The 5,972-nt window shown below is 73.0% G+C and carries 4 protein-coding genes; 1 reads left to right on the top strand and 3 read right to left on the bottom strand.

Annotated elements, in window-relative coordinates; all coding sequences use genetic code 11:
* The first annotated feature begins 369 nt into the window (after window positions 1–369).
* Window positions 370–2,181 carry an ABC transporter ATP-binding protein gene (locus FNH08_RS42525; RefSeq protein WP_152776863.1) on the top strand — a complete coding sequence of 604 codons (1,812 nt, stop codon included), beginning with the start codon at window positions 370–372 and terminating at the stop codon, window positions 2,179–2,181.
* 31 nt (window positions 2,182–2,212) lie between these two features.
* On the opposite strand, the gene FNH08_RS42520 is transcribed toward FNH08_RS42525, so the two are convergent.
* The 3 genes from FNH08_RS42520 to FNH08_RS42510 form a co-directional block, all read right to left on the bottom strand.
* The gene (locus FNH08_RS42520) at window positions 2,213–2,386 is read right to left on the bottom strand and encodes a hypothetical protein (protein WP_322726353.1); all 174 of its coding nucleotides are present in this window, start codon (window positions 2,384–2,386) and stop codon (window positions 2,213–2,215) included.
* A gap of 185 nt (window positions 2,387–2,571) precedes the next feature.
* A complete protein-coding gene (locus FNH08_RS42515; protein WP_152776861.1) occupies window positions 2,572–3,948 on the bottom strand; it encodes an amidohydrolase in 1,377 nt (458 codons plus the stop codon).
* 69 nt (window positions 3,949–4,017) lie between these two features.
* Window positions 4,018–5,913, bottom strand: coding sequence for an FUSC family protein (locus FNH08_RS42510; protein ID WP_152776860.1), 1,896 nt, complete (start codon window positions 5,911–5,913; stop codon window positions 4,018–4,020).
* Window positions 5,914–5,972: the final 59 nt, after the last annotated feature.

Genomic DNA, 5,972 nt, shown 5'->3' with positions numbered 1-5,972 from the left:
CTGACCGTCCCAGCGCCCTCCCAGACCACCCCATCGCTCCCCCGCACCTGCCCGCGCGCAGTCATCCAGTGGCTCGCGCCCCGCGTGCCCCGTACGAGCCGCCACAAGACGGTCACGCGCTCTGGTCCCCCGCCGTCCGCCCCGCGATAGTGGCGTTCGCCGACGATCGGGGAGGCCTGGGTGGGGAAGACGCCCGACTCGAACAAACACACGCCACGCAAAGGCGGAAAGGAGCACGGGAAGGACCACGGAAAGGACCACCAGCCGGAGATCTCCGACTCCGAGGTGCTCCTCTTCGGCGGGCCGCTCCGGTACGACACGGGCTGGTCGCAGCACGCCGACGCGTTCCTGGAGCTGAACTTCCGCGCCATGGTGAGGCGGCTCCCGTCGCTGCTCGCCTCCAGTTTCCGGCTGGCCTGGCAGGCGGACCGGCCGGCCGCCCGGACCGTGCTGGCCGCCGAGGTCGGCCGGGGCCTGGCCCAGGCGGTGAACCTGCTGGCGGTCAACACCGTGCTGGCCAGGCTGATCGCCGACGGCTCGGTCGAGGACCGGTTGCGCGGCGCCGCCCCGGCACTCGTCACGATCGCCGCCGTCGGGCTCCTGACCGTGTTGCTGCACGCCGCCTCGACGTACGCCACCGGTCGCCTCGAGCCCAAGGTCGAGCGTGTGGCGACGGAGCTGTACCTGGAGCGGGCGGCGTCCGTGGAGCTGGCCGCGATCGAGGACGACGCCTTCCACAAACTGCTCGACACCGCGAAGTACGGCGCACAGTCGGCACGCCGGATGATCTCCTACTCCGCACGCGTGGTGAACGCGATGATCTCGCTGGTCGCGGCGGCGGGCGTGCTGACCGTGCTGCACCCGGCCCTGCTCCCGCTGCTCGTGACGATGACGCTGCCGAGCGCCTGGAGCTCCCTGACCATCGCCCGGCGCCGTTACGAGTCGTTCCACGCCTGGGTGCAGCACGCGCGCGCGGGGTACCTGATCGGCAGTCTGCTGACCGAGCCCGAGGCGGCACCGGAGATCCGCGTGCACGGGGTGGGCCCGTTCCTGCTGCGTCACTTCCGTTCGATGTCGGAGACGGCGGAGGCCGAGCAGGCACGGCTGGCCCGCCTCGCGGCTCGTACGGGCCTGTTCGCCGCCGCCTGGACGGGAATCGCGACCGTGGCGACGTACGCGACCCTCGGTGGTCTGCTGCTCACGGGCGCCATGGCGCTGTCCGTGGCGGGGACGGCGGTCATCGCGATCCGCACCGGTTCGGCCAGTCTCGACACGCTCGTCCTGGAGCTCAACGCACTGCACGAGGAAGCGCTGTTCGTGGGCGACATGGAACGCCTGTACGTGGAGGCGGCCAAGCGCGCCATACCGGTGGGCGGGGAGCCGCTGCCCACGAACCCGAGCGAGATCCGCCTGGAGAACGTCACCTTCGCGTACCCGGGCAAGGCGGCCCGGCCCGCGCTGTGCGACGTGACGCTGACGGTTCCTCTCGGCAAGATCGTGGCGCTCGTCGGCGAGAACGGCTCGGGCAAGACCACCCTGGTCAAGCTGCTCTCCGGGCTGTACGCCCCGGACCGGGGCCGCATCCTGTGGGACGACGTGGACACGGCGACCGCCGACCGGCAGCAGCTCGCCGAGCGCATCGCGATGGTGGCGCAGGACTTCAAGCGGTGGCCTTTCACGGCCCGCGTGAACGTCGCGGTGGGCCGCCCTTCGGCGGCACCGACCGACGAGCGCGTCTCCTCGTCGGTCGCGGAGGCAGGGGCCCAGGACGTGGTGGCGGATCTGCCGCGCGGCCTCGACACGCTCCTCGCGCGCGGCTTCAGCGGCGGACACGAGCTGTCGGGCGGGCAGTGGCAGCGGCTAGGCATCGCGCGGGCGGCCTACCGGCGCGGGCACATCCTGATCGTGGACGAGCCGACGGCGGCCCTCGACGCCCGCGCCGAGCTGGAGGTCTTCGAGAAGATCCGGGCCCTGGCGGACACCGGCCAGACGGTCATCCTGATCACGCACCGCCTGGCCTCGGTGCGCCACGCCGACCTGGTGCACGTCCTCGACCAGGGCCGTCTGGTGGAGTCCGGCACTCCGGAGGAGCTCCTGGCCACGGGCGGTGTCTACGCGGAGCTGTACGCGCTGCAGGCGGAGCAGTTCACGGCGAAGGTGCCGACGAGGGAGGCGGGCTGACGGGCCGCCGCGGACCCGGTGGTGTTGACGGTCACTCTCCGGAGTCGGCTCCGCGCACGATCACCAGGAACGTGTCGGTGGCGAGGTCCATGACGACCTCCGCGGCCTGGCCCTCCAGGCGGCGCGCCTGCGCGAACTCCTCCGCCGGCCACGATCCGCGCGGCCCGCCGGCGGGGAAGCGCTTCAGCACTGTTCGCCCGTTCACCCTGCACCTCCATGTAAAGCCGGTACTCGTAGAGTTAAACGCCCTGCACAGGGTGAACGGCTCTTTACGTGACGGTAATGAGACGTAGTTGACACGTGGTCAACGCAGAACGGTGAGGAAGCTCTCAGAAAGCGCACTGACGAGTGACTTTCCGCATCACCTTCCGTACATGCCGTGTCCGACACTCACTCCGGCGGCTTGTCGTACTCCTGGATCCGCGTCCCGTGGCTGCGGTCCACCAGCGCGGGCAGGCGCTCGCCGAGTTCCCGTACGGTCGCCGGGAGGTCGATGGTGAGGAGTTCCCGGTCACGCATGAGGACGCGCCCGTCGACGATCGTGGTGCGGACGTCGGAGGAGCGGGCGCTGTGCACGAGCGTCGCGGCGAGGTCGTGGACGGGCTGGGTGTGCGGGCCCGTGACGTCGACGAGGACGATGTCGGCGCGTCGGCCGGGAGCGAGGCTGCCGATACGCTCCCCCAGCCCGACGGCCCGGGCGCTCTGGAGCGTGGCGTGGTGCAGCGCCTGCCGTGAGGTCAGCCAGCGCGGGTCGCCCTCGGTCGACTTCTGCACGAGCGCGGTGAGCGCCATGGACTCCCACACGTCGAGCGAGTTGTTCGAGGCGGCACCGTCCGTGGCGAGACCGACGTCGATGCCGATGCGGCGCAGGGCCCGTACCGGGGTCGTGGGCCAGGCGAATTTCAGATAGCCGCGGGGCGCCGACGCCACGGCGACCGGCCCTGTCGCCCGCTCCAGGACGGGCAGGTCACGCTCGACGATGCCGGTGCCGTGCGCGATGAGTACGCCCGCGTCGACGCCGAGGAGCCCGGTGCGTTCCAGCACCTCGATGGGCGTGACGCCGTGCCGGGCGAGGCTGTTGTCGGTCTGGTCGCGGCTCTCGGAGGCGTGGAGGTGGACGGGCAGGCCGTGTTCGCGGGCGAGTTCGGCGGTCGCGGCGAGGTCGGTGTCGTCGACGGTGTAGGGGGCGTGCGGGGCGAGTGCGGTGGTGATGCGCCCGCCGGCGCCGCCCCGGTGGCGTAGCGCGAACTCCAGTGACTTCCGGCGCCCTTCGGGCCCCTGGGAGGAGAAGTACGCCTCCCCCAGGTGCGCGCGCAGCCCGCTCTCGGCCGTCACGGCGGCGACCGTGTCCATCGCGAAGTAGTGGTCGGCGAAACAGGTCACCCCACCGCGGATCATCTCGGCACAGGCCAGCCGCGCGCCCAGTTCCACGTCCTTCGGGGTGAGGTTCGACTCGATCGGCCAGACGACGTCGTTGAACCACTCCTCGGCCGGCAGGTCCTCGGCGACTCCGCGCAGGGCGACCATCGGGGCGTGGGTGTGGCAGTTGATGAGACCGGGCAGGGCGACCTGGCCCCGGGCGTCGATGCGCTCGGCGGCGGGGAACTCCGTGGTGCCCGCGGCCGGGCCGACGGATTCGATGACCCCGCCCCGTACGACGATCGCGGCGTCCTCGACGAACCCGATCTGTTCCTGGTCGTCGTGCACGAGGGCGGTGCAGCCGGTGATGAGGAGATCCGCGGAGGAGCCAGCGCGAGACGGCGTCATGCGGTCACGGTACGACGGTGGTGTGCGGCCCGGGGACGTGAACGAGCCTTCTCCCGGCCCGGAGCCGCTCTAGCCCGCCGTCCGCAGTCCCGGCAGGGTGCCCCTGCGGGCCGCCGGTGCCAGACGGCTCAGCCCCGCCCGCCTGCCGCGCTCGGTGAGTTCGTCCAGGAGTTCGGTGAGCCGCTCGATGTCCTGGGGCGTGAGGTGTCCGGTGTCGTCGAGGTGGACGGCGTACGCGGTGGTGGTGTCGACGAGGCGTTCGAGCGTCGCCGCGACCTCGCCGGTGCCCTCCGTGTGCCGGGCCAGTGCGGGGAGTTCGGCCGCGGAGAGGCCGATCGCGGCGTGCGCCTCGGCGAGCGTGCGGTAGGCCTCGCGGCGCAGGGTCCACCGCCGGGCACGGTCGTCGGACTCGCTGAGCACGTGCGCGAGGTAGGCGTACGCGGCGTCGCCGGCCTTGGCCAGCCGACCGCGCACACGGCCGCCCCGCTGCCCCGGCATCGGCAGGTGGCCCACGATCAGCACGATCGCGCAGGCCAGCAGCGTCTCCAGGATCCGGCTCCAGGAGGCCTGCGGATCGCCGCCCACCATGACGAGGGCGAGCACGAGCACGGTGACGACGGCGGTCTGCGCGGCGAAGTGCCGCGTGGCGACGGGAATCAGCGCACCGCAGACGGCGACGAGCGCCACGAGTCCCTCGGGCCGCGGCAGCACGGCGGCGAACCCGGCGAAGACGACCGCCCCCAGCACGGTCCCGGCCGCCCGGGACAGCACGCGCGAGGCGAGCGGCCCGAGGTCGGGCTTGACCAGGAAGACGGCCGTGGCGGGCAGCCAGTACCAGTGGACGTGATGAAGGGCCTGCGCGACGGCCGCGCTGGCCCCGAACGACAGGGCGACCCGCAACCCGTACTCACGCCCGCCGGCCCCCAGGGCGACCCGGACGACCGACTTGGCGGTACGACGCCGTCTGTGGAGCCTCTCTTCGTGGACATCGCCCTCGTGGTCGAACGCCTCGGCGGCTCGCAGCAGCGCGTCGTCCAGGGCGCGCAGTGCGGGCGCGGAACGAGCGGGCGCGGGCAGCGGCCCGGTGGGCGCGTTGGCGCGTACGGCGACGGCGAGGCGCCGTGGCCCTTCCGCCGCTCGCGCGGGAACGGCGTCCCCCGCCCAGGCGAGCGCGGTCGCCGCTTCGGCGAGGGGCAGCGCGGCGGCGTACTGGGCGTGCAGCCGCCGTTCGGTCGCCGAGCTCGCGTACCGCCGCAGCCGGGGCCCGGCGAGGGCGTCCTGCGCGTGGTCGAGCGCGGCGGTCAGGGCGGCCCGCCGGTCGGTGGCTCGGGGCGTACCCGTGGCGCCCAGCAACTCCACGATGGCGTCGTACACCTTGGCGACGGCGGCACGCTCCCCGTCGAACCGGAAGTCGAGCCAGAACTCCAGCCGCGAGTCACCCGTGACGGCTCCGGGCGTGGGCAGCACGAGCCGAAGGGTGAGCAGCCACGCGGCCCCACCGACATAGGCGAGCGCGCGCTCCCACCCGGCCTCGGGCAACGGCATCCCGGCGCCGATGGCCGCGGTGACGAGCAACTGCGTCCCGGCCCCCGACGCCACCGACCCGATGGCACTGACACTCCCGGCGAGCAGCCCGAGCAGGGTGAGGACGAGGGTGAGCACCAGGGCGTGCGTGTGTTCCCCGGCGTACGTCCCGACGAACAGTCCCCCGGCGCCCGCGAGCGCGGGCACCCCGATCCGCTTGACCGAGACCCTCCGGCTCCCGGGCCGGTCGTTGATCCCCGCGAGCATGGCCCCGAGCGCGGCGACGACCCCGACGGAGGTCCGGTCGAGGAGCACGGCCACGAGCAACAGGGGGCCGGCGGCCAGCGCCCCGCGCACCACCGCGTTCCACGGCACGGGCCCCCTTTGCGCACGCAGAGCATGAGCAAGCCAGGGCGGCACGGCAGGCGCGAGGCGGGACAAGGTTCTGGCTCCTGTCAGGACGAGGGCGGGGGTGTGCCTTCGTTCGGGCGACGGTGGCC

Source organism: Streptomyces spongiae (assembly GCF_009377185.1).
GTDB classification, from domain to species: domain Bacteria; phylum Actinomycetota; class Actinomycetes; order Streptomycetales; family Streptomycetaceae; genus Streptomyces; species Streptomyces spongiae.
The sequence above is the reverse complement of the archived record's forward strand: the minus strand, read 5'-3'. Positions and strand labels throughout refer to the sequence as shown.